At 59.0% G+C, this 20,043-nt stretch carries 19 protein-coding genes; 5 read left to right on the top strand and 14 right to left on the bottom strand.

Translation table 11 applies throughout. From position 1 onward, the window contains the following. Positions 1-85: 85 nt before the first annotated feature. Entirely contained in the window at positions 86-1,936 is a 1,851-nt protein-coding gene (gene ilvD / locus ACN0VH_RS10275) for a dihydroxy-acid dehydratase (RefSeq protein WP_278922781.1), read from the top strand. Positions 1,937-2,444: 508 nt separating this feature from the next. Here the strand turns inward: ilvD and ACN0VH_RS10280 are convergent. Next, positions 2,445-3,263, bottom strand: coding sequence for a sulfotransferase family protein (locus tag ACN0VH_RS10280; RefSeq protein WP_278922780.1), 819 nt, complete (start codon positions 3,261-3,263; stop codon positions 2,445-2,447). Between the two features lie 138 nt (positions 3,264-3,401). Here ACN0VH_RS10280 and ACN0VH_RS10285 point away from each other — a divergent pair, with 138 nt between their 5' ends. Then, entirely contained in the window at positions 3,402-4,979 is a 1,578-nt protein-coding gene (locus tag ACN0VH_RS10285; RefSeq protein ID WP_417700556.1) for a DUF5928 domain-containing protein, read from the top strand. A 128-nt stretch (positions 4,980-5,107) separates the two neighbouring features. On the opposite strand, the gene ACN0VH_RS10290 is transcribed toward ACN0VH_RS10285, so the two are convergent. From ACN0VH_RS10290 to ACN0VH_RS10315, 6 genes are all read right to left on the bottom strand, one after another. Further along, a complete protein-coding gene (locus tag ACN0VH_RS10290) occupies positions 5,108-5,749 on the bottom strand; it encodes a DUF1523 family protein (protein ID WP_278922778.1) in 642 nt (213 codons plus the stop codon). A gap of 12 nt (positions 5,750-5,761) precedes the next feature. Continuing rightward, positions 5,762-6,028: a hypothetical protein gene (locus ACN0VH_RS10295; protein WP_278922777.1), complete on the bottom strand. Its 267-nt coding sequence runs from the start codon at positions 6,026-6,028 to the stop codon at positions 5,762-5,764. A 100-nt stretch (positions 6,029-6,128) separates the two neighbouring features. Continuing rightward, positions 6,129-6,752, bottom strand: a complete 624-nt coding sequence (locus ACN0VH_RS10300; RefSeq protein WP_278922776.1) for a class I SAM-dependent methyltransferase — start codon at positions 6,750-6,752, stop codon at positions 6,129-6,131. Between the two features lie 26 nt (positions 6,753-6,778). Continuing rightward, positions 6,779-7,519 carry a CDP-diacylglycerol--serine O-phosphatidyltransferase gene (pssA, locus tag ACN0VH_RS10305; protein WP_278922775.1) on the bottom strand — a complete coding sequence of 247 codons (741 nt, stop codon included), beginning with the start codon at positions 7,517-7,519 and terminating at the stop codon, positions 6,779-6,781. A gap of 366 nt (positions 7,520-7,885) precedes the next feature. Further along, positions 7,886-9,094 carry an aminopeptidase P family protein gene (locus ACN0VH_RS10310; RefSeq protein WP_417700557.1) on the bottom strand — a complete coding sequence of 403 codons (1,209 nt, stop codon included), beginning with the start codon at positions 9,092-9,094 and terminating at the stop codon, positions 7,886-7,888. A 288-nt stretch (positions 9,095-9,382) separates the two neighbouring features. Continuing rightward, entirely contained in the window at positions 9,383-10,171 is a 789-nt protein-coding gene (locus tag ACN0VH_RS10315) for an alpha/beta hydrolase (RefSeq protein ID WP_278922904.1), read from the bottom strand. A gap of 231 nt (positions 10,172-10,402) precedes the next feature. Here ACN0VH_RS10315 and ACN0VH_RS10320 point away from each other — a divergent pair, with 231 nt between their 5' ends. Continuing rightward, positions 10,403-11,875, top strand: a complete 1,473-nt coding sequence (locus tag ACN0VH_RS10320) for an NAD-dependent succinate-semialdehyde dehydrogenase (protein ID WP_417700558.1) — start codon at positions 10,403-10,405, stop codon at positions 11,873-11,875. Between the two features lie 120 nt (positions 11,876-11,995). Here ACN0VH_RS10320 and ACN0VH_RS10325 read toward each other — a convergent pair whose 3' ends face one another. From ACN0VH_RS10325 to ACN0VH_RS10355, 7 genes are all read right to left on the bottom strand, one after another. Then, positions 11,996-12,409, bottom strand: a complete 414-nt coding sequence (locus tag ACN0VH_RS10325) for a globin family protein (RefSeq protein ID WP_278922759.1) — start codon at positions 12,407-12,409, stop codon at positions 11,996-11,998. Between the two features lie 113 nt (positions 12,410-12,522). Continuing rightward, positions 12,523-13,122 carry a TetR/AcrR family transcriptional regulator gene (locus ACN0VH_RS10330; RefSeq protein ID WP_417700559.1) on the bottom strand — a complete coding sequence of 200 codons (600 nt, stop codon included), beginning with the start codon at positions 13,120-13,122 and terminating at the stop codon, positions 12,523-12,525. A 236-nt stretch (positions 13,123-13,358) separates the two neighbouring features. Beyond that, positions 13,359-13,829 carry an Hsp20 family protein gene (locus ACN0VH_RS10335; RefSeq protein WP_278922757.1) on the bottom strand — a complete coding sequence of 157 codons (471 nt, stop codon included), beginning with the start codon at positions 13,827-13,829 and terminating at the stop codon, positions 13,359-13,361. A 142-nt stretch (positions 13,830-13,971) separates the two neighbouring features. Then, positions 13,972-14,811 carry a trypsin-like serine peptidase gene (locus ACN0VH_RS10340; RefSeq protein WP_417700560.1) on the bottom strand — a complete coding sequence of 280 codons (840 nt, stop codon included), beginning with the start codon at positions 14,809-14,811 and terminating at the stop codon, positions 13,972-13,974. A 133-nt stretch (positions 14,812-14,944) separates the two neighbouring features. Beyond that, positions 14,945-16,267: a glycolate oxidase subunit GlcF gene (gene glcF, locus ACN0VH_RS10345; protein ID WP_278922756.1), complete on the bottom strand. Its 1,323-nt coding sequence runs from the start codon at positions 16,265-16,267 to the stop codon at positions 14,945-14,947. A gap of 3 nt (positions 16,268-16,270) precedes the next feature. After that, a complete protein-coding gene (locus ACN0VH_RS10350; RefSeq protein WP_417700561.1) occupies positions 16,271-17,410 on the bottom strand; it encodes an FAD-binding protein in 1,140 nt (379 codons plus the stop codon). 15 nt (positions 17,411-17,425) lie between these two features. Next, entirely contained in the window at positions 17,426-18,874 is a 1,449-nt protein-coding gene (locus ACN0VH_RS10355; protein WP_417700562.1) for an FAD-linked oxidase C-terminal domain-containing protein, read from the bottom strand. Positions 18,875-19,051: 177 nt separating this feature from the next. Between ACN0VH_RS10355 and ACN0VH_RS10360 the strand changes: the two genes are divergently transcribed. Both ACN0VH_RS10360 and rpiB read left to right on the top strand, forming a co-directional pair. Further along, the gene (locus ACN0VH_RS10360) at positions 19,052-19,420 is read left to right on the top strand and encodes a hypothetical protein (RefSeq protein WP_417700563.1); all 369 of its coding nucleotides are present in this window, start codon (positions 19,052-19,054) and stop codon (positions 19,418-19,420) included. A gap of 159 nt (positions 19,421-19,579) precedes the next feature. After that, complete coding sequence (rpiB, locus tag ACN0VH_RS10365) at positions 19,580-20,029, top strand: ribose 5-phosphate isomerase B (protein ID WP_417700564.1); 450 nt, start codon at positions 19,580-19,582, stop codon at positions 20,027-20,029. The last annotated feature ends 14 nt before the right edge of the window (positions 20,030-20,043 follow it).

Below are 20,043 nucleotides of genomic sequence, written 5' to 3' on the forward strand. Positions count from 1 at the left end.
GTTAATAGAACCAAAACACGTCCGCAGATATTGCGTTTGTTGCGCAAATCGTGTGTCTGAGGGCAAAGACAAGGGAAACAGCCAGATGCCAATGTACCGATCCAGAACCTCTACCCATGGCCGCAATATGGCCGGCGCCCGCGGATTGTGGCGTGCCACCGGCATGCAAGACGATGATTTTGGCAAGCCAATCATCGCTATCGTCAATTCTTTCACCCAGTTTGTGCCCGGCCACGTGCACCTGAAGGATCTGGGCCAGATGGTCGCCCGCGAAGTCGAATCGGCCGGCGGTGTCGCCAAGGAATTCAACACCATCGCGGTGGATGACGGCATCGCCATGGGGCATGATGGCATGCTCTATTCGCTGCCCTCGCGCGAGGTGATCGCGGATTCGGTGGAATATATGGTCAACGCCCACTGTGCCGATGCCATGGTTTGCATTTCCAACTGCGACAAGATCACCCCGGGGATGATGATGGCCGCCATGCGCCTGAACATCCCGGTGATCTTTGTTTCTGGCGGCCCGATGGAGGCCGGCAAGATCGACATAGCCGATCTCGACATGAAAAAGATCGACCTGGTCGATGCCATGGTTGCCGCCGCCAGCGAAACCATGACGGATGAACAGGTCCAGCATATCGAAGAAAACGCCTGCCCAACCTGCGGGTCCTGCTCTGGCATGTTCACCGCCAATTCGATGAACTGCCTGGCCGAAGCCCTGGGCCTGGCGCTGCCTGGCAATGGCTCTACCCTGGCGACCCACGCGGACCGCAAGCATCTGTTCCTGGAGGCCGGCCGCAAGATCGTCGAGATAACCAAACGCCACTACGAGGGCAATGAACCAGGCCTGTTGCCACGGGAAATCGCCCGCTTTGAGGCCTTTGAAAACGCCATGAGCCTGGATATCGCCATGGGCGGGTCGACCAATACGGTGCTGCACCTGCTGGCGATTGCCCATGAGGGCGAAGTCAAATTCACCATGGATGACATCGACAGGCTGAGCCGCAATGTCCCCTGTCTGTGCAAGGTGGCGCCCAATATCGAAAACGTCCACATGGAAGACGTACACCGGGCCGGCGGCATCTTTTCAATCCTTGGCGAACTGTCCCGCGCAGGCCTGTTGCACAATGATTGCAGCACAGTGCATTCCGCCTCTATGGGCGAAGCGATTGCCAAATGGGACATCAAGGTCGCCAATAACCCCGAGGCCGAGCAATTGTTCAAAGCCGCCCCCGGCGGTGTGCGCACCACCCAGGCGTTTTCCACCGAAAACCGCTATAAAGAGGTGGATATCGACCGTGAAGGCGGCGTGATCCGCAGCAAGGAACACGCCTTTAGCCAGGATGGTGGTCTTGCGGTTCTGTTTGGTAATATCGCGCTGGATGGCTGTATCGTCAAAACCGCCGGTGTGGATGCCTCGATCCTCAAATTCACCGGGTCTGCCTATGTCTGCGAAAGCCAGGATCAGGCTGTCAGCGATATTCTGACCGGCAAGGTCAAGGCGGGCGACGTGGTGGTGATCCGCTATGAAGGCCCGCGCGGTGGTCCGGGGATGCAGGAAATGCTCTATCCGACCTCCTACCTGAAATCCAAAGGTCTGGGCAAAGACTGCGCCTTGCTGACCGATGGACGGTTTTCCGGCGGGACCTCTGGCCTCTCCATTGGTCACGCCTCCCCTGAAGCGGCCGAAGGCGGCGCGATCGGGCTGGTTGAAATGGGCGACAAGATCGAGATCGACATTCCCAACCGCACAATCCATCTGGCGGTCTCGGACGAGGTTCTGGCCGCCCGGCGCGCTGCACAGGATGCGGTCGGCTGGAAGCCCGCCAAACCACGCAAGCGCAAGGTCTCCAAGGCGCTGAAAGCCTATGGCATGCTGGCCACATCAGCCGCCAAAGGCGCGGTGCGCGAACTACCGGAAGACTACGACGGCTAACCGCACCGCAAATTCGCCCCCCCTTCTATATCTTGAATATTGGGGGGGCTTTGCAGCCAAGTGTAGCTGCTGCAACGTAGCGCTCCCGCCCTCTCTGTCGGCTTTTGCCTGATGGCAAAACCCTCCGCGAGCTTGGGCCCCGCGCCGGGCTTTGCCCGGCGCGGGGCCTGCCGCCACCCAAACTGGAAAAAACACCCCGCCCCAGCCTGCCCGCCAGGAGCAATAATAAAAAGATCTGCTGAGAAGCGGTTTAGGGGCAGGTATGCCCCAAACGCGCCCTATCAAGTATTAGATAAAACGACCGCCTCAAGGGTAAACCGCGCTATCGCGCGGCGGCTTTGCCGCCCTTGACCCGGACGTTTTCGCAAGTTCAAAGAGGCACCCTACCATCTGGCGCAACCGCGCCACGCCTTGGCGTGGCGCCGGGCCCAACGGGACAAGGGCCTTTTCAAGGCCCGCCGGACGGGCGGGAGCGCCACCTCCCTGTTTGCCACCTGTTTTACGCCTGCTATTCCGCAAGCTTGGCGTGGATCTCGTCGAGGTCAATTTCGCCAATGGGCATCTTGTTGCCCGGATTCTCAAAATCATATCGGAACAGATCAAAGTCGCGTTTATAGATCTCATAGATCAGGTGCATCGATAGATCGTCAAAATAGTCTGCAACCGGGTGCGCCCGCTTGGGGCCATGGCCTTCGCTTTCGTTGAAGCGGGGAATATTTGCCAGATCAACCCTATGCGGCGTTTCAATCGCGTCCAGCACATCCTGCATGCCGCTGTTGAAATCCTCGGTCCAGAAGATCTTGTTGTAGCGCCCACCATTACCGACATAGGTCGAGACATGGCCCGACATCGCGGACCAATGGATATCCGGGTCCATCGGGCGGCGAAACCGGATACTGTCACGCACAAATAGCAAAAACCGCCGGAAGCTCTTGATCTGGTCGAATTCTTGCTTGCCGTCCGCGCCGCCAACCTCGATGCCATATTCATAGGTCAACTTTGGCACCAGATTACCGCGATAGCGTTTGCCGTTGCGCTGAATGCCGCAGATCTTGTCAAAAAACGAGCTGAGCACTCGGGTATAGGGGTTGCGCACGCAGGTAAAAGCATAGCTGCTATTGTCCCGCACCTTGCGGCTGATCGGATCCTTGCTGTGCTCTAGCGCCCATTTGTGCAGTCCACTCTGCGCATCATGGATGTCACCGTCAAAAAAAGCGCCATGGTCAGAATAGTAGAGGATCTGGCCAATGGTCGAACAGGCGCATTTCGGCACCACGCGATAAATGACGCTCTCGGACTCGGTCATCCAGGTACCTGGGTATCCCATATCGCCTTCCTCCTTTTGTGCAGCGGAACCTGTACACTTAATATCTACAGATAAAATTAAAATAATCTGGTTTATTCAATGGCCTTGCCCCTTTATCAAGGGAACAATCAACTCACTTCAGGATGCATCGTCTCCAAAATGGCAAGAATTGCGTATATTTTGCTCTGCCATAAGGATCCAGAGGCGATCATCCTGCAGGCAGAGCAGCTCACCGCGGTGGGCGACTACATGTCCATCCATTTTGACCGCAGCGCCAGTGCAGAAGACTATGCAAGCATTCGCAAGGCCCTGTCAGGCAACCCGAACGTCTGTTTTGCCAAGACCCGCGTCAAATGCGGCTGGGGAGAATGGTCGCTGGTGCAAGCCACCCTGAACGCCCTGTACAGCGCCCTCGATAGCTTTCCGCGCGCCACCCATTTCTACATGCTGTCCGGCGACTGCATGGCGATCAAAACAGCAGAATACGCCCATGGCTTTCTGGATCAACAGGACTGCGACTTTGTCGAGAGCTTTGATTTCTTCGAAAGCGACTGGATCAAAACTGGCCTGAAGGAAGAGCGGCTGATTTATCGCCATTTTCTGAACGAACGCAAGCACAAGGCCCTGTTCTACGCCAGCCTCACCCTGCAACAGAAGCTGGGGCTACAGCGACAAATACCGGCTGACATTCAGGTGCAGATTGGCAGCCAGTGGTGGTGTCTAAGGCGGCGCACGGTTGAAGCCATCTTTGACTTTGTGAAGCAGCGAAAAGACGTGGTGCGCTTTTTCCAGCGCACCTGGATCCCGGATGAGACCTTTTTCCAGACTCTGGTACGACATCTGGTTCCCAATACTGAAATCGACAGCCGTACACTGACATTTCTGATGTTTACCGATTACGGCATGCCGGTGAATTTCTACAATGATCACTACGATCTGCTGCTGAGCCAGGATTTTCTGTTTGCCCGTAAAATCAGCCCAGACGCCAAAGAGCTGAAACTGCGCCTTGGGCGGCTCTATGCGGCCCAAGGCGTTGATTTCCAAGTCTCAAACGAGGGACGCAATCTCTATAAATTCCTGGTGCAGCGCGGCCGTATTGGGCGCCGCTTTGCCACCCGGTTTTGGGAAAAAGAAAGCTCTCTCGGGCGCGAGCGCGAGCTGATCATCGTGGTCTGCAAAAAATGGCACGTCGCCAAACGGCTGATCGCCCAGCTGCGGCAACACACCGATATTGCCGCCATTGACTATCTGTTCCACGAAGAGGCAACACCGCTGCCGGATCTGGGTGGCATTCAGGCCTCTCTGAGCAAGCGCACACGGCATCGGCGTGCCTTGATGCGGATGCTGTTTGAGTATTTTGACACCAACCGGCTGGTCATTTGCTTGGATCCGACCGCGCTGGATCTGATGAATGACTTCAACAGTGATCGCTCTACCACCCGCACGCTGCAGATCGAATGCGACTTTTCCGATGACTATCTGATTGGCCATGCGCACCGGGTTGGCCTTGCGGGGGAACACACGCCACAACAGGCGCTGAAGCGGCTGCTGCCGACCATTCGCAATGACATCCTCTACGAAGCCGACCGCCTGCGCGACGCCGGTTTCGCCAATTACCACCTGATACGCCAGTCAGACAGTGCCGAGATCAACGCCAGCCAATTGGCCGAGGTCTTCGGCCTGCCGATTGAAACAGCACAGACCCTGGCCAATAGCCCGCACCTGTTTTCCGACTAAAACAGGTCGCGCAAAGGTGGGTGTCGGATTTCAGTGTCTAGGACAGACGGAAGCAAATAGGCAAAGCCCATCTCGTGGCTGCAAAGGAATGCGGCAAACGCTCATTCCCGGTCAGGGCCGCCAACAGGCTAATTGCGCCAGCTGGAAAACCACCGCCGCAGACGGCTGCGCCGTTCGGACAGCGCATCCCCTGCAGCATAAAACCCGTCTTCGACATCCTCCAACATCGGGTCAATCCGGCTACGGCGAAATCTGCGCCAGCGCACATAGATCGCCCAGAACAGCGCTGCCAATAGCACCAGGATGACTGTGCTGATCCAATTGAATGGCTTATCCTCGGGGCCAGTGACTGGCTTGATCGAGATCGCATTGGGAAAGGTCGACAGGAAAACGCTGCGCCAGCCGTAGTGTAGCACCGAAACCCATTCAGGATTATCCTTGGTAGAGATCGCGTCATTGGCCTCGGAATACAGATTGGCGGTATCGAACTTGAAATAGGGTGGCCAGTGCCAGCCAGTGTCCTCGTTGCGATAGACAATGGCATCGCCATTGGCACGAAAGGCCTGAATGAACTGAACATCCCGCGTCACAGCAGCCTGCGTTTGGCTATCTGGGGTGGACCAGAAGATCTTCTTCCAATTGTCCAACTCCTGACGTTCTTCGTATGTATTGACGATCCGCACCACATCATATTGCGGCAGGGTATAGTGCAAGAACCCCGCAAAAGCGGACCAGATCGTGATCAGGACACCCCATTTGATATAGGCCATCAGACATGCCTCTCAGCTAAAGTTAACCAGGTAGATCACCAGCGCAATCGCGCCCAGCGGCAGAATATAGACCAATAAGACCAGCCTGCGCCGGAAAGAGCGATCATAGCGTTTCAACCCCCGCTGGATGAAGGCCTGCCGACTTGTGGTCAACCCCTTCTCTTGCCAACGCTGCGACAGCCGCGCCCGGCATCGCGACCGTGCGTAAAACAACAGGCCCCAGTAGATTGGGGTCAGACATATCAGTAGCACTACCAGCAGGCGTAAAAAGGCAAACATGCGTCGGCTTCTCCTCTGCCGTGGCTAGCGCATCTAGCAATTGATAACCGGGCCCCTCTGCTGCCTAGCTTCTGGCACACCACCCTCGGCAGTGGCGGGTCTAGTTCCGGTGCCGTTTCGATAGAACCAGAAAGGTCATCATGCCAAAAGGTGGCAGGGCTTGCTGGGTCTCGACCTGTAGGCGCTCTTCCTGCAGCACCCGTTCAATCGCAAAATCGGAATGCCAGCCCAGCACATTGGCAAAGGGGGCCGAAAACTTCTCGATCGATGCCAGCACGCCTTGCGTACTTTTGAAATGGTTCGAGATCACCACCTTGCCACCGGGGCGCAGCACCCGTTCAATCTCTGCCATGACCCGCTCTGGCTCTGGCACCACCGAGAGCACATGCATCGCGGCAACCGTGTCAAAACTATTGTCCGGGAAATCCAGCTGCCGCGCATCCATCTGGCGTAGGGCTATTACATTGTTCAGCCCCTTTTCCGCCACCCGGCGGCGGGCCTTGGCCAACATATCTTCGCTAAAATCAATGCCGGTAACGGCAACACCTGGCCCATAGTCGGGCAGCGACAGGCCAGTGCCGACGCCCACCTCCAGCACCGATCCGCCATGGCTGTTGATAAATTCGACGGTACGACGACGGCCTGCGCTTGTCACGGCGCCAAATGTCTTGTCGTAGACCGGTGCCCAACGGGCATAAGAGGTTTCAACAGATTTGATATCCAAATTAGAATTCTCCCAAGGTACCGGGTTTATACCGGCGTTTTTTTAATTAACCCCCACATCACCAGAACGATATAGCTCAGGCAGAGCACAACCAATGTGGTCCAAGCGTAGGTCAGAACTGCGGCACCTGCAAAGGCACAGGCCACCAAAAAATACTTCACGTTTTCGCGCGATATGCGAACCATCTTGGGCGACCAGGTCGGAATACGGCTAATCATAAGCAATCCGATGACAACCATGTGAAAGCAGATCAGCAACTTGGGAAACCCGCCCCCGGTATCAAAGGCAAAAGAGACAAACATTGGCAGCATCGCCAGCAGTGCCCCCGCAGGTGAGGGAATACCGACAAAGTAGCCGCTGGAAACCTCGCTCACCTTTTCCGATTTGGTGGCCACGTTGAATCGCGCCAAGCGCACCACGCAGCAGACCGAAAACACCAGCACCGAAATCCAGCCGGCATTGCTCATGTCCTGCAGCGCCCAGAAGTAAATCACCAGCGGCGCCGCAACCCCAAAGTTGAGAAAATCCGCCAGTGAATCCAGCTCGGCCCCCATTTTGCTGTCACTGCCCAGGGCGCGGGCAAGCCGCCCGTCCAACCCATCCAGGATCGCCGCCGCCAGGATCAGCTGTACCGCCAGCACATAGTTGCCCTGCACGCCAAAGCGAATGGCCGATAGCCCGGCGCATATCGCCCCCACGGTCATGATGTTCGGCAACAGCTGAATCAGTGCGAACTCGGTCAATCTTCGGTCGTGGGGGTCATCCATGGTGCAGCTTGGTCACTTTTCTGAAGCAGGTGTCATCTGTTGACGCGCATTTCCCCTGCAGACTGGGGCGGCTCTACAGCACAGCATCACAACAGAGCCCCCTTTTGCAAGAGAGGGGGTGGCTGCTACTCATAAGTGGTTTGGCCTTGAAAGCAAGGGGGAAGCCCTGCCTCCAGGAGCAAGCGGCGCAAAGCGGCAGGTCGCGCAATCGCCTGCGGCCAGATTCACCGCTCGCAACCACCACCGACAGCACCGCGCACTGGCGCGGTGCCGGGCCCAACGAGGTTTGATCCCGGCAGGGATCAAACCTGGGCGGGAGCCTTCGGCTCTGCCCGCCTGGCAACGCTGGCGCTTAGGGCCCTGCCCCTAGCCCACAACGTTGAACGCAGGCCCATAGGGGTACTTGGTGATATTCTCATTGCCATCCGAATGAATGATCAGGATATCATGCTCCCGGTAGCCCCCGGCACCGGGCTGTCCTTCAGCAAGGGTCAACATCGGCTCCATCGAGATCACCATCCCCGGCTCCAGAACCGTATCGATATCCTCGCGCAGCTCCAGCCCGGCTTCGCGGCCATAGTAGTGCGACAAGACCCCAAAGGAGTGGCCATAGCCGAAGGTGCGATATTGCAGCAGGTCGCGCTCTTCAAAGAAGGCGTTGATCTTATGGGTGATATCGGCGCAGCTGGCACCGGGCTGCAGCAGCGAGATACCGTATTCATGCGCCGCCACATTGGCCTCCCAGATTTTCAGGCTTTCAGGGTCCACCTCGCCCAGGAACAGCGTGCGTTCAAGCGCCGTATAATAGCCCGAAATCATCGGAAATGTATTCAGCGACAGGATATCGCCGCGCTGCAAGCGGCGCGCCGTCACCGGGTTATGCGCCCCGTCTGTGTTGATCCCCGATTGAAACCAGACCCAGCTGTCACGGTATTCAGCGTCTGGAAACCGCTTGGCAATTTCCAGCTCCATGGCATCACGCCCGGCCATGGCCACGTCGATTTCGCGCGCGCCTTCTTTGATCGCCTCGCGGATGGCAAAGCCGCCCACATCAGCCACCGCAGCCCCGGCGCGGATCATCTCCAGCTCCGCCTCGGATTTGCCCATGCGCTGCACCATGGTCGGCGCATAAAGATCCACCAGACGGTCAGGGCTAAGAAACGCCTCCAGCTTGGTCTTTTGCAGCAGTGTCAGATGGTCGCTTTCATAGCCCACCACGGCGCCTTCGCCCGTCACCGATCTGATGGCCCGCCAGAAATTGTCGCGCTGCCAGTCGGTATAGGTGATGTTGTCGCAAAAAGAGCGCCGCCAGGGCTGGCCTGCATCAATGCCGGCGGAAATGGTCACCGCTTCGGTCGCAGTGACGACCAACCCATAGGGGCGGCCAAAGGCACAATAGGTGAACCCCGAATAATACGAGATATTATGCATCGATGTGAAGACAGCGGCTGTTGTGCCGGTCTGCTCCATAATCTTGCGCAACCCGGCAATTCGGGCCTCATATTCAGAGGTGGCAAATTGCAGCGGTGCTTTTTCACCATTGTGAAAGCGGTACATGTCAGGACGTGCAGTCATGCTGGATCCTTCCTTTTGACAGAAAGGTCCTGGCGTACAGGACGGAATGTTGAGAAAGACCCATGGCTGACTGCAATTGGGCCTGGCAGCGCCTGTGCTGCATATCGCCCGAAAGACTGCCATGTGGCGACGCCATCGCCCGGTCTAGCTGCAAAATGCCCCTGAAACGCGCCAGAGGCAAGTGATTTCGGCGCCCGCCCCTATCCGTCCTCCGGTCCGCTATTCCTGCGCGGGTACAGGCTCGCCTCGCGGTGGCCGGTCCAGCAAGCCAGGATCACGGATGGCAGACTAATCTGTAAGCAGGCGCACCAGGTCACTGGCCGGATCTGCCAGCGGGTCGATCACGTTGAAGTGATGCTTGCCAAAGGCAATCACATGATCTGCCTGCCAAGCATCCGCCAGCCACTGCGCCTGATCCAGAAAGGCCGGGCGTTCCTCGGCGCCGACCCAGACGGTGACATCGACCCGATATCGCTCTTGCATTTCAACCGGGCTTTCGGCCTTGGCTGCAGGGCCATCCATCTGAAATTTTTTGTTCATTGTAGTGCGCAGCAGCGGCACAAGATCCGCCAGGGGCGAGATCGGCACCACAATCTTCAACCGATTTGCCACGACAGGCGACAGCACCTCCGGGTCCAACATGCGCGCCACCAGATGGCCGCCCGCAGAATGGCCTGCCAGCGAGATCGGCACCTCTGGCAATTCCTGTGCGATCTGGGTCACCGCGCTGGCCACCTGCTGGGTAATATCCGCGATCCGCACCTCGGGGCACAGATCATATGACGGCATCGCCACCGCCCAGCCATGGGCCAGCGCCCCCACTGCCAGATGTGACCAAGTGCTTTTGTCAAAGGCCAGCCAATAGCCGCCATGCACAAAGACCAAAACGCCTTTCGGCGTACTTTCAGGCAGGAAAAGATCAAATCGGTGCCGCGCACCATCACCATATGGCAGATCAAGGCGCGCCCGCTCATGCAGGCTATTGCGAAAATCCTCTGCCGAGGCAGCCCAGCGCGCAGGATAGTTATCTGCGCCGGCAATATAGGCCCCATTGGCATAGGCGTCGTCTAAATCGATCGTCATCTGTCTCTCCTGCTTGCCACTCTAAGTGACAAGCTCTGCCAGCCATTGTCAAACTATCTACAGGGTTGCCTCCTCAATCCCCGACCCTGGACCTTTCTATGGCTTGAGAGATGCGCTTGGCACCGGCTCAACAAGGATTTGATCAAATCTGGACTTATCGTTCTTTCTGGACATATGAAGAGGCAGCTGTTTTCCATGCCTGCATATCCACTCCAGGAGGCCCCAATGCTGCAACAAACCACCGCGCTGAGATCGCTCTTGAACGATCCCACCCTATTGGAAACCCGCGCCTATGTCGGCGGCGCTTTCATTGATGGCGATAGCCAGTTCGACGTCATCAACCCTGCCCGCGGCGATGTCATCGCCCAGGTGGCCGATCTCAGCCGTGCACAGGTTGCCGGTGCTATCGCTCAGGCAGAGGCGGCGCAGAAAGACTGGGCCAAATGGACCGGCAAGGAACGCGCCGCCGTGCTGCGCAGGTGGTTCGATCTGATGATGGAGAATCAGGAAGACCTGGCGGTGATCCTGACGGCAGAAATGGGCAAACCCCTGGCAGAGGCGCGCGGTGAAATCGCCTATGGCGCTTCTTTCATCGAATTTTTTGCGGAAGAGGCAAAACGCATCTACGGCGAGACCATCCCCGGCCATCAGCGTGACAAACGCATCACGGTGCTGAAGCAGCCCATTGGTGTTGCCGCCTCTATCACCCCGTGGAATTTCCCCAATGCAATGATCACCCGCAAGGCCGGCCCGGCGCTGGCCGCGGGCTGCGCCTTTGTCGCCCGCCCGGCCGAACTGACGCCACTGTCGGCCACAGCCCTGGCCGTTCTGGCTGATCGCGCCGGCATTCCGGCTGGTGTCTTCAGCGTTGTGCCCTCTACCAATGCTTCGGAAATCGGCAAGGAGTTCTGCGAGAACAACGCCGTGCGCAAGCTTACCTTTACCGGATCAACCCAGGTAGGGCGCATCCTGATGCGCCAGGCCGCAGATACGGTTACAAAATGCTCGATGGAGCTGGGCGGCAACGCGCCTTTCATCGTCTTTGATGACGCAGATCTCGACGCCGCGGTTGAGGGCGCCATCATGTGCAAGTTCCGCAACAATGGGCAAACCTGCGTCTGCGCCAACCGGATCTACGTACAGGCCGACGTCTATGATGCCTTTGCAGCGAAACTGAAAGCGGCCGTCGCCAAGATGAAACTCGGGGATGGCCTCGAGGAAGATACGCTCTTTGGTCCGCTGATCACCGACAAGGCGGTGGTAAAGGTGCAAGAGCATATCGCCGATGCCAAGGCCAAGGGCGCAGAGGTGATCCTGGGCGGTGCCCCGTCTGACCTAGGGGGAACCTTCTTTGAACCCACAATCGTCACCGGCGCCACCCGCGACATGGCTTTCGCCACCGATGAGACCTTTGGCCCGCTGGCGCCCCTGTTCAAATTCGACGACGAAGACGAGGTCATCGCACTGGCCAATGACACCATCTTTGGCCTTGCGTCCTATTTCTACGCCAAGGATCTAAGCCGCGTCTACAAAGTCGCTGAGGCGCTGGAGTATGGCATTGTCGGCGTCAATACCGGCATCATTTCCACCGAGGTTGCCCCCTTTGGCGGCATCAAGCAGTCTGGCCTGGGCCGCGAAGGCAGCCACCACGGCATCGAAGACTATCTGGAAATGAAATACATCTGCATGGCTGTGTGAACGACCTGCCAACAGGCAGTACCCAAGTCAGACAAGTGGCGGGCTCCAGTAGGTTTTCTGGGGCCCGCAGCGACAGCCCGGCCCGGTTTTCCGCTGCAGGATAGACCCTAGATGAAACATTCAGTGTTCTAGGCTTCTATCCGCCAGAACCAACCCCGTGATCCGGGTAATTGCCGCCCGCCAGACTTCGCGTTGGGAGGGAGCAAGATCACCCCCCAGCACATCGTCAAAGGCCGCCATCATCGCATCGATCGCCAGTTCCGCTTCCCGTGTACCAAGGTCAAAACGTGCATGAGTCTTGGCCAGGGTATCGCCTGCGTGAATCAGACTCTTGTGGTCGGAAACGCCTTTAAGGCAATAGGTCAACATCGAGGCAAACATCTCTTTTTGCTTGGTAAAATCCCCGACGAACATCGCTTCAGCCTCTGGCATCCTGGCAAAAAGATGAACATAGAAACGATCCGCAAATTCCGCCTTGCGCCCATAGATCGCCGCGAAACCCGCCTGCATCTCTTCAATGTCCTTCGGATCCATCCTCTGGCCTCTTAGTTGCAACTCTTAAAGATTGACCCCAACTAAATCTTTATTGGACACTTCAGACAAGTGGTAAAATTGATCGCGCTCCCCTTAAAGCTGTGCTGGATGTCTCATAGTCTGGCCGCGAGCAAAGCCTGAATTTGGACTGGGGAAATGTTACACAGCTGATCAACCACCTCCGGTCCAAACCTATGCGCCAGCCCGGCCTGCGCCGCCGGGAACAGGCAGGCACCGCCCAATAGCTGCAGGGCCGTGGCCAGAGCCTGCGCAAAGCTGCTGGCCTTGAAGCGCTCTGTTGCCTGGATCACCGCAATCAGTGGCTCAAGGAAATCCTGCAGGGGCAGCGGTTCGGCTGCGTCCCCGGATCCGGCCGCCCGCTCTTCAATCAGCACCCGCAGCAACAGCGACGGCAGCCAGGGATCCTGCACCGCTCTTGCGGTCAGCGCGGCAAAGAAACTGTCAAGCTGCTGTTCGGCGGGTTGCCCGTCCTGCATGGCTGAAAACAGCATCTGCAACAAATCCTGGCCCAGCTGATCCAGCACCGCGCAATATAGCAGCGCCTTTGAACCAAAGTAGTGCAGCAGGGCCTGCTTGCTGACCCCGACATCCTCGGCAACTGCTGCCAGACTGGTGCCATGATAGCCCCGTTCGGCCAGCCTGATGCTGGCCACCTGTAGCAACCGGGTACGGGTTTGGGCAACAGCAGGCATGGACGTTTCTCCTGAAGGGACAATCAGTTCCTAGCATGGAGCCCGATACTTACCAAATGGTAAGTTGAGGCGCTTACCGTTTGGTAAGTTCTTGTTCAGCTTACCGGTGGGGATGCCCACAAAGGGCGCACAAACACACATAGCCCCAGGTCAAAAGTTGACCTGAGGCTATGCACGGTCTGTTCAGGCCCCTGGAGAAAGCCAACAAACAGAACGGGGTACGGCGCGGCGAGGTATTAGTTCACAGACTGCGCTTCGGCTTCGATCGAGGCTTGCTTGGGGCCTGTCGTGCTGATCTCGATACGCCGGGGCTTAGAGGCCTCGGGCACTTCGCGGTGCAGATCAATGTGCAGCATGCCATCGGCATGGCTGGCCCCGGTCACGCGCACATGGTCAGCGAGGGTGTAGCGACGTTCAAAGGCGCGGGTGGCGATGCCGCGATGCAAAAAACTGCGGCTTTCGTCTTCTTCCCCTTTGCGGGCCGACACCACCAGGGCATTTTCCTTCACCTCAACGGAGAGGTCATCATCGCTAAAACCGGCGACAGCGATGGAGATCCGATAGCTGTCATCGTCAGTTTTTTCGATGTTGTAGGGGGGGTAGCTGGGTTGGCTGACATCATTGGTCAGGGCGCGATCCATCAGATCGGCGATCTGATCAAAGCCAATGGTTGCGCGGTTCAGCGGTGCAAAATCTAGTCTACGCATGTTTATATCCTCAGATATGAGCGACATTCATAAGCCCTCCCAGTGGGACGGGCGGCTGCAGTCGGGGCCCCATCTTGGCGACCCTGACACTAGATGAAATATGCCTGCCCAACCCGATTTCAAGGGGCCTGCGCGCCGGGTTTTATCCGCCGGGGCGGATGAATTTGGCGCCACCAGTTGGCCGCGCACCGCCAACCTGCACACGGCCCACGCCGGTCGGCAGGCGACTGCCAATCCGAGCAGAGGAAAACTGGGCGCGCAGCAATTGCAGTTCTTCTGCCAGCGCCGCCCCCAGAGACACCCGCTTGCCGTCGACCTCGGCCTTGGCAGAGACCACGGAGACGATGCGCGGCTTGCCGCCTTCAAAGGAAAAGACCGGGGCACCGGAAGAGCCAAAATCAACATCGCAAGACATGATCAGCACCCCGTCCTGCCGCGCCATCACAGTACAGAGCTCCTGGATCGAGGGCGCTTCGGAGCGGTCATGCGCATATGACACCACCCCGACATCAGCGCCCCTGCGCGGACGGCTATCCGTCTGAAATGGAATCACCGTGGTATTGCGGATTGGGCGCTGCAACTGCAACAGGGCAATATCCTTGCGCACCCGGTCGGTCGAAACCTCGCCATCAAAGATGTACTCGGGGTGCACCACTGCCCGCGCCACCGTGCGATAGGCCGACGCCCGGCCATTGCGCCAGCCCGCCAGAAACTCGATGGTCTCTGGCTTCATCCGGGTGCCACTGCGCGCGTCATACAGGCAATGGGCCGCCGTCAGCACCAGATCCGGTGCAATCAGCGCGCCGGTGCAAAAGCCTTCGCCATCGACATCCAGTCGCCCGACGGCCTCCCAGCCGCGCCCGGCGTCAGAGGTTTCCATGGGTTGCAAACGGCTGTCCTTGGCCCCTGCCGCATAGGGGAAAGCCACCACAAGGCCAAGCACCAGCCCAAGCACCCCTGCACCAAACCGCAATCCCTGCACATCTGCCTCCATCGTCAGTTGCCCGCATGTTTACCCGCAGGCTCCGGCAAAAATACGGCAAGCGGGCGCAAATGACAGCCCGATGGAAAAATAAACCGTGATGCCACCGAAGTGTTGCCATGGAACCCGCAGACTAGCGCAGGATGGGCACCCCGGCATTGGGCCGCGACTCGGCGCTCAGCGCCGGGGGCTGTGGGCCACCTGTCGCCCAATCCAGCAATTCCACCGTGTGCACAATGGGCAGTTCCGTCGCAGAGCCAATTTGCATCATGCAGCCAATATTGCCCGCCGCAATCAAATCCGGCGACTTGGCCTCCAGCGTTTTCACCTTGCGCGCCTTCAACTCGCCCGAGATTTCGGGCTGCATCAGGTTATAGGTACCAGCAGAGCCGCAACACAAATGGCTGTCAGCAGGTTCAACCACCTTGAAGCCCGCACGTTTCAACAGGGTCTTGGGGTGGGTCTTGATCTGCTGCCCATGCTGCAGCGAGCAGGCGGCGTGATAGGCAACGGTAAGATCCTTGTCGCTACCCGTCGGTAGGTCCAGCTGCATCAGCAGCTCTGATATATCCATGGCGCGCTGCGACACCTGCGCCGCTTCGGCAGCGAGAGGGCCATTGCGGAACATATGGCCATAGTCCTTGACCGTGGTGCCACAGCCCGAGGTATTGATCACAATCGCATCCAGACCTTTGTCAGCGATTTCGGCACTCCAGGCGCGAATATTCTTGGCGGCGGTGGCGTGGCTCTCGTCTTCGCGGCCCATATGATGGGTCAGCGCGCCGCAACACCCCGCGCCCTCGGCCACCACAACTTCGCAGCCGAGCCGGGTCAGCAGACGAATGGTGGCATCGTTAATGTCGGTGTTCAGCGCCTTCTGCGCGCAGCCTGTCATCAGCGCCACCCGCTTTTTGTGCGGACTTTGTGGCGCAAAGCTTTGCGGATCATCATTGCGGCTGACCGGGGGGATCTGCCTTGGCACCATCTCCAGCATCGCCTTCAGACGCGGATCCGGCATCAATGGTTTGAACGGGCTGGCGATCTTGGCCGCCAACAAGGCCAGACGGAAGCGGTTTGGATAGGGCAGGATGCGGGCCAGCACCGCCCGCAGCAGCCGATCCATCAAAGGGCGTTGGTAGTTCTTGTCGATATAGGCGCGAGCGTGATCCACCAAATGCATGTAGTGCACCCCCGACGGGCAGGTGGTCATGCAGGCCAGGCAGCTCAGGCAGCGGTCAATATGCTTGACCGTCTTGGCATCCGGCACCCGGTTGTTTTCCAGCATGTCCTTGATCAGATAGATCCGGCCTCGCGGGCTGTCCAATTCATCGCCCAGCACCTGGTAGGTCGGGCAGGTGGCGGTGCAGAACCCACAATGCACACAGGCGCGCAGGATCTCGTTCGAGCGCGCAACACTTGGGTCTTTCAGCTGATCTTCGGTGAATGTCGTCTGCATAATCTATCCCATACGCCCAGGTGTCATCGGGTCTGTATCCATAAGGCCCGGGTTCAACAGGCCACGCGGATCAAACCGCCGCCGCAGCCCCTTGGAAATTTCTTCCAGCGGTCTGGCCTGCGGCTGAAACCGCCCCAGCGCCGCCAGAGTTTCGCCACTGCCGCGCACCAGGGTGGCATGGCCCGCAACCCCGGCCTGCGCCATGCGGGTCCGCAGGTCTGCGCCCTCTGGTGTCAGGGCCCAGATCAGCCCACCGCCCCAATCAAACTGCAGGGCTTCGGCCCCCAGCTGCGGGGCAAGACGCGGCGCATCCGAGGGCTTGACCGAAATCCGCCAAACATCCCCGGTACGGCCCACGAAGGCCGCAGCAGAGCCAATATATTTCCAGAGCGCCTCGGAGCTTTGCCGGGTCTCTGCAGTGCCAATACGCGCCAGATCGGCCGTCAGCTTTTCCTGGCGATAGGCAACAGACGGCGCAAAGCCTTCCAGCCGGATATGCACCAGCCCCACCGCCGGATCATAGGCGGCCCCGGTCACATCAAAGGGAGAGCCCAGCGCCGCTGACATCGCCTGAACCGCCACGGCCAAATCCGCCACGGCCAGGCTCACCGTGACGCTGGCCTCGGGAATCGGCAGCACCTTCAGCGAAACCTCGCTCAACACGCCAAGGGTGCCATGCGCCCCAGCCATCAACTTCACCAGATCATAGCCAGTGACGTTTTTCATCACCCGGCCACCATTCTTGATCACCTGGCCGCTGCCATCGACAAAGCGTACGCCCAGCAGGTAATCCCGCGCAGCCCCGCCCTGGATACGCCGGGGGCCAGAGCTGTTGACCGCAAAGGCCCCGCCAATTGTTGGCGTGCCACTGTCGCCCAGCAGACTACGCATATCCATTGGCTCAAACGCCATGCGCTGACCCTCGCTGGCCAGCAGGGTCTCGATTTCGGCCAGGGGTGTTCCGGCCTTGGCCACCAGCGTCAAAGAGCCGGGCTCATACAGCTCAATCCCGCTGAGGCCCTGGGTTGTCAGGGCATCACCTGCAACCGCGCAGCCGCGGGTGCCCCCACCAATGATATGAAGCGGTGCCTGGGCTGCCGCGATGCATTCGGCCAGCTCGGCCTCGCTCTGAGGGGTCAACATCTTGTTCATATCCAGTTATTCCGCCGCCAGCGCCGCACGACGCCGATCTTCGCTGATCGACAAGGGAAAGACCTTTGCAGGGTTCAGCAGCCATTTGGGATCAAAGACATCCTTGACCATCAACTGCGCCTCCAGGTCGCGGGGGCTATATTGATACAGCATCAGATCACGTTTCTCGATGCCGACGCCGTGTTCACCCGTCAGGCAGCCGCCAACATCCACACAGAGCTTCAGGACCTCGGCGCCAAACTCTTCGCAAAGTTCCAGATCACCAGGTTTGTTGGCATCGAACAGGATAAGCGGGTGCATATTGCCGTCACCCGCGTGAAAGACATTGGCCACGGCCAGGCCGTATTGCTGTGACAATTCGCTGATGCGGCGCAGCACCAACGGCAAAGAGCCCACCGGGATGGTGCCATCCAGGCACATGTAATCGTTGATCTGCCCCATGGCACCAAAGGCGGATTTACGCCCCAGCCAGATGCGCGCCGCTTCATCCGCATCGCTGGCTTCGCGCAGCTCTACCGGGTTGTGCCGCTGGGCGATTTCTACAATCAGGCGCAGCTGATGGTCGATCTCAGCTTCGCCGCCTTCGACCTCGATAATCAACAGCGCCTCGCACATCGGGTAACCCGCCTTAGCAAAGGCCTCGCAGGCCTCGATACAGGGGCGGTCCATGAATTCAATCGCCACCGGCAGCACGCCCGCCTTGATGATATCGCTGACGCAGGTGCCGGCCACCTCATTGCTGTCAAAGCCGATCAGAACGGGCCGTGCCCCTTCGGGTTTGCGCAGGATGCGCAGGGTGGCCTCGGTTACCACGCCCAGCTGGCCTTCGCTGCCACAGATCACACCAAGCAGATCCAGCCCCGCCGCATCCAGATGCGCGCCGCCAATTTCCACCACAGTGCCGTCCATCATCACAAGGGTGACGCCCAGCAGGTTGTTGGTAGTGACGCCGTATTTAAGACAATGGGCCCCGCCAGAGTTCATCGCGATATTGCCGGCAATGGCACAGGCCAGCTGGCTTGACGGATCGGGCGCATAAAAGAAGTCTGCTTCCTCGACCGCGCCCGAGACGCTGAGATTGGTACGCCCCGACTGCACCCGGATCACCCGATCCTCGTAATCCGTTTCCAACACCGCATTCATCCGCGCCACCCCCAGAATCACGCTATCCGCCGTCGGCAGCGCCCCCCCCGCCAGAGAGGTTCCGGCCCCGCGCGGCACCACCGGAACACCTTCCTCATGGCAGATCCGCAAGATATCCGAGACCTCTTGCGTGCTGCGTGGCAGCACCACCAACAACGGTGGGCAGCGATAGGCCGCCAGCCCGTCACATTCGTAGGCGCGGGTTTCACGCGGATCCTGGATCAGGGCATCCCCCGGCAGCACCGCCGCCAATCGCGCAACAAGATGCGCCTTGCGGGCCAGAATGGCGGGATCTGGGGGGGGCATCTCCATGGGGCTCTCCTTTGGGGTTACCGATCGGCGTGGCATTTGGTAAAAATATATTACCAATTCACCTCAGGTGGCAAGCGTGAAGTTGCCAGCCCCCAGATTTCCCCATGGGATGCCGCAATCGCCCCGGCACACGCCATCGTGACTTCCCGCCAGTCACAGTGCCGCTAGGCTGACCGCATGCCATACCACAGCCCTCCCCTGTCTGCCTGCCTGTTCGCTTGCCTCTGGGCGCTGCCCACGCTGGCAGATTCCCCAAAGATAGAGGCGGTCGATGCGCAACGCACAGGTGCGACCTGGCGATTTGCCGTCACACTATCACATCCCGATACTGGCTGGGGGCACTACGCAGATGGCTGGCGCGTGCTGGACATGCAGGGCAAGGAACTGGGCCTGCGCCCCCTCGCCCACCCGCATGAACACGAACAGCCCTTCACCAGATCGCTGGGCAATGTCACCCTGCCGAAGGGCACCACGCAGGTGCAAATCCAGGCACGCTGCCTGCTGGATGGATGGGCGCAGGAAACCGTTGTCGTCCGGCTCGAGTGACCCAGAGCCACCCCCATGGTGCGGCCAGCGGATGGGTGACCCACCTTGCGGCCCATGCTATCCTGTGCCACAGGGCATCGCGACACGCTGCCTCTAGGGCCGGGCCGTTGTGGCCCTGCGCCCAAGACCATGCCACCACAGGACACGGGAACCGCCTCAATGACTGCCAAACCGCGCATCGTTCTTTCCAGCGACCATGCTGACATTCCGCTCCGACAGGCCATTGCCGACCATATTGCGCAGCAGGGCTGGGAGGTCATCGACATCGGCCCAACCACGCCGGAAAGCACCGACTACCCGATTCACGGCCGGGCTGCCGCCGAACGGGTTGCTTCGGGAGATTGCCAGCTGGGCATCCTTGTCTGTGGCACCGGCCAGGGCATCATGATGGCGGCCAACAAGGTTGCAGGCATCCGCTGCGGCGTCTGTGCCGATACCTTTTCAGCCCGCATGATCCGCCAGCACAACGACGCCAATATACTGTCGCTTGGCGCGCGTGTTGTCGGCAAGGGGCTGGCGCTGGACATCGTTGATGCGTTTCTTGCAGCCGAATTCGAAGGCGGCCGCCACGCCACCCGCATGGAAATGATCGAACCCTCCAAGGGCTGACAATGCCTGCGCGC

Origin of the sequence: Pseudophaeobacter sp., assembly GCF_048267565.1 — a bacterium.
GTDB classification, from domain to species: Bacteria; Pseudomonadota; Alphaproteobacteria; order Rhodobacterales; family Rhodobacteraceae; genus Pseudophaeobacter; species Pseudophaeobacter profundi.

What these genes read in the sequence shown, in the direction of transcription:
- ACN0VH_RS10295 (WP_278922777.1), bottom strand. Translation starts at nt 6,028, where the DNA reads ATGTTTGCCTTTTTACGCCTGCTGGTAGTGCTACTGATATGTCTGACC.
- pssA (WP_278922775.1), bottom strand. Translation starts at nt 7,519, where the DNA reads ATGGATGACCCCCACGACCGAAGATTGACCGAGTTCGCACTGATTCAG.
- ACN0VH_RS10330 (WP_417700559.1), bottom strand. Translation starts at nt 13,122, where the DNA reads ATGCCTGCTGTTGCCCAAACCCGTACCCGGTTGCTACAGGTGGCCAGC.
- rpiB (WP_417700564.1), top strand. Translation starts at nt 19,580, where the DNA reads ATGACTGCCAAACCGCGCATCGTTCTTTCCAGCGACCATGCTGACATT.
- ACN0VH_RS10350 (WP_417700561.1), bottom strand. Translation starts at nt 17,410, where the DNA reads ATGTTGACCCCTCAGAGCGAGGCCGAGCTGGCCGAATGCATCGCGGCA.
- ACN0VH_RS10360 (WP_417700563.1), top strand. Translation starts at nt 19,052, where the DNA reads ATGCCATACCACAGCCCTCCCCTGTCTGCCTGCCTGTTCGCTTGCCTC.
- ACN0VH_RS10280 (WP_278922780.1), bottom strand. Translation starts at nt 3,263, where the DNA reads ATGGGATACCCAGGTACCTGGATGACCGAGTCCGAGAGCGTCATTTAT.
- ilvD (WP_278922781.1), top strand. Translation starts at nt 86, where the DNA reads ATGCCAATGTACCGATCCAGAACCTCTACCCATGGCCGCAATATGGCC.
- ACN0VH_RS10290 (WP_278922778.1), bottom strand. Translation starts at nt 5,749, where the DNA reads ATGGCCTATATCAAATGGGGTGTCCTGATCACGATCTGGTCCGCTTTT.
- ACN0VH_RS10325 (WP_278922759.1), bottom strand. Translation starts at nt 12,409, where the DNA reads ATGGATCCGAAGGACATTGAAGAGATGCAGGCGGGTTTCGCGGCGATC.
- ACN0VH_RS10285 (WP_417700556.1), top strand. Translation starts at nt 3,402, where the DNA reads ATGGCAAGAATTGCGTATATTTTGCTCTGCCATAAGGATCCAGAGGCG.
- glcF (WP_278922756.1), bottom strand. Translation starts at nt 16,267, where the DNA reads ATGCAGACGACATTCACCGAAGATCAGCTGAAAGACCCAAGTGTTGCG.
- ACN0VH_RS10355 (WP_417700562.1), bottom strand. Translation starts at nt 18,874, where the DNA reads ATGGAGATGCCCCCCCCAGATCCCGCCATTCTGGCCCGCAAGGCGCAT.
- ACN0VH_RS10320 (WP_417700558.1), top strand. Translation starts at nt 10,403, where the DNA reads ATGCTGCAACAAACCACCGCGCTGAGATCGCTCTTGAACGATCCCACC.
- ACN0VH_RS10335 (WP_278922757.1), bottom strand. Translation starts at nt 13,829, where the DNA reads ATGCGTAGACTAGATTTTGCACCGCTGAACCGCGCAACCATTGGCTTT.
- ACN0VH_RS10310 (WP_417700557.1), bottom strand. Translation starts at nt 9,094, where the DNA reads ATGACTGCACGTCCTGACATGTACCGCTTTCACAATGGTGAAAAAGCA.